At 63.2% G+C, this 2,567-nt stretch carries 2 protein-coding genes and 1 pseudogene; 2 read left to right on the forward strand and 1 reads right to left on the reverse strand.

The window, feature by feature from the left end; genetic code table 11:
• A pseudogene (locus AC5DC2_RS22745) lies at positions 1-206 on the reverse strand (AraC family transcriptional regulator); the annotation flags it as partial.
• 166 nt (positions 207-372) lie between these two features.
• Between AC5DC2_RS22745 and AC5DC2_RS22750 the strand changes: the two are divergent.
• Together AC5DC2_RS22750 and AC5DC2_RS22755 are read left to right on the forward strand one after the other, a co-directional pair.
• The gene (locus tag AC5DC2_RS22750) at positions 373-2,028 is read left to right on the forward strand and encodes a SulP family inorganic anion transporter (protein ID WP_491700133.1); all 1,656 of its coding nucleotides are present in this window, start codon (positions 373-375) and stop codon (positions 2,026-2,028) included.
• 158 nt (positions 2,029-2,186) lie between these two features.
• On the forward strand, positions 2,187-2,567 hold a 381-nt coding region (locus tag AC5DC2_RS22755; protein WP_491700134.1), incomplete at its 3' end, for an ATPase domain-containing protein.

The raw sequence follows: 2,567 nt of genomic DNA on the forward strand, positions 1-2,567 counted from the left end.
GCCCGGTGCAGCCGCAACCGCCTGACGGTCGCGGCGATCGTCTCGCCGTGGATGCCGCGATAGATGCGGTGCCAGTGCCACGGCGACAGACAGGCGATTTCGGCGAGCCTGGCGAGATCGAGCTCCTCGTCGAGGTGGTCGTGAATATAGGCGCTGACCCGCATGAGGCGTTGCTGACAGGTCTGAAAATCCGGGGCGTTGTTCATCTCTTCTTTCCGTTTCCACTTGGCGGTATGGTTGAAGCACACGCCGGTTTGACAAATCTTGCGGAATTGTTCGGCGTACCGGAAATCGTTACGCTGGCCTTGCCAGCGGTAACAGGTTTGCTAAACATACACCGATCATCCCCTCCCCGCGCAAGGTTGCCAGGCCATGCCCACCCGTCTCGTTCCCAAAACCGTCAGCGTCCTGAAGGAGGGCTATGGCCTTTCCCGGCTGAAGGCCGACACCATTGCCGGCCTCACCGTTGCCATCGTCGCCCTGCCGCTCTCCATGGCCATTGCGATTGCCTGCGGCGTCTCCCCCGATCGCGGACTTTACGCGGCGATCATCGGCGGCTTCTTCGTCTCGCTCTTCGGCGGCAGCCGGCACCAGATCGGCGGACCTGCCGGCGCTTTCATCGTACTGGTGGCGGCGTCCGTGGAACGCCACGGCGTCGACGGGCTGATGCTGGCGGTGATCCTCTCCGGCCTGATCATGATCGCAGCCGGCTATCTGAGGCTCGGCGCCTATATCCGCTTCATCCCCTACCCCGTGACGGTCGGCTTTACCGCGGGCATCGCCATCATCATCTTCGCCAGCCAGCTTTCGGCCATTCTCGGCCTTGACCTGCCGGAAAAGGAGCCGGGCCCCTTCGCCGACAAGATTGCCTATCTGGCGCGGTTCGTCGGCACGACCAATGTCGCAGCGCTTGCGATCGCCATCGGCACCATCGCCCTGATCATCGCGCTCCGAAAGGTCAGGCCCGGCTGGCCCGGCATGCTGATCGCCGTTGCCGTCGCGACGCTGGCCGCAACCCTTCTGAACCTTCCGGTGGAAACCATCGGCAGCCAGTTCGGCGGACTGCCGCGCGGTCTGCAGGCGCCTGCGGTCCCGACGCTCTCGCTCGAAAAGGTCATCTCGGTCCTGCCGGACGCCTTCGCCTTCGCGCTTTTGGGGTCCATCGAATCGCTGCTGTCCGCCGTCGTCGCCGACGGCATGACCGGGCGACGCCACCGCTCGAACATGGAGCTGATCGGCCAGGGCATCGCCAACATCGCCTCCGGCCTGTTCGGCGGCATCTCGGTCACCGGCACGATCGCCCGCACGGCGACCAATGTGCGCGCCGGCGCCACCAGCCCGTTTTCGGGCATGCTGCACGCTCTCTTCCTGCTGGTCTTCATGCTGGTCGCGGCGCCCCTTGCCCGCTTCATTCCGCTTGCAGCCCTTTCGGGCGTCCTGGCGGTCGTCGCCTGGAGCATGGTCGAAAAACCGGCAATCCGGGCCCTCTTCAGGAGTTCGCGCGGCGATGCGGTGATCCTCACCGTGACGTTGCTGCTCGTCGTCTTCCGCGATCTGACCGAAGGCATTGTCGCGGGCTTTGCGCTGGGCGCCGTGCTCTTCATCGACCGCATGGGCCGCAATGTCGCCGTCAGTCCCTATGACGACTACAATGCCAAAAGCGAGCACCCGATCGCCAACACCGACCCCGACACGATCGTGTACCGCATTTCCGGCGCCTTCTTTTTCGGCGCGGCCTCCACCGTCGGCTCGGTTCTGGACCGCATCGCCGACCGGGCGAAGAACTTCGTACTTGACCTTTCGGACGTCTCCTACATGGATTCCTCGGCCGCGAACGTGCTCGAAAGCACGGTCCGTCGGGCGCGGGCGCGCAATGTCCGCGTCCTCCTCACGGGCGTCGCGCCGCCGGTGAAAGCCATCCTTGTCGCCCATCACATCGACGAAAACCACGTCACCTACAGCGCCGACCTCGATGCCGCCGCCGCGCTGATTGCGGCGGATGTGGACAGGCCGGGCGAAAACCGTTGATCCACACCTCTCTTGCGACCGAAACATAAACCGAACACGAGACGAAAAACCGTTATATTTCAATGTTTCGAGGGGGATTGAAAAAAGAGAACAAATGGAGTACGAATAGGTAAATCAGGGCCTCACCTAGGCGGCGGGCGAAACAAGGGATAAAGTCGATGGCACAGAATTCACTCAAACTCGTTGAGGAAAAATCCGTGAACAAGAGCAAAGCGCTGGAAGCAGCACTTTCCCAGATCGAACGCTCGTTCGGCAAGGGCTCGATCATGAAGCTTGGCGCCAATGACAGCGTCGTCGAGATCGAGACCGTCTCGACCGGCTCGCTGGGCCTCGACATCGCCCTTGGCATCGGCGGCCTGCCGCGCGGCCGCATCGTCGAAATCTACGGACCGGAAAGCTCCGGCAAGACCACGCTGGCGCTGCAGACCATCGCCGAGGCGCAGAAGGGTGGCGGCACCTGCGGCTTCATCGACGCCGAGCACGCGCTCGACCCGATCTATGCCCGCAAGCTTGGCGTCGACCTGCATGACCTTTTGATC

Source organism: Martelella sp. (genome assembly GCF_984369615.1).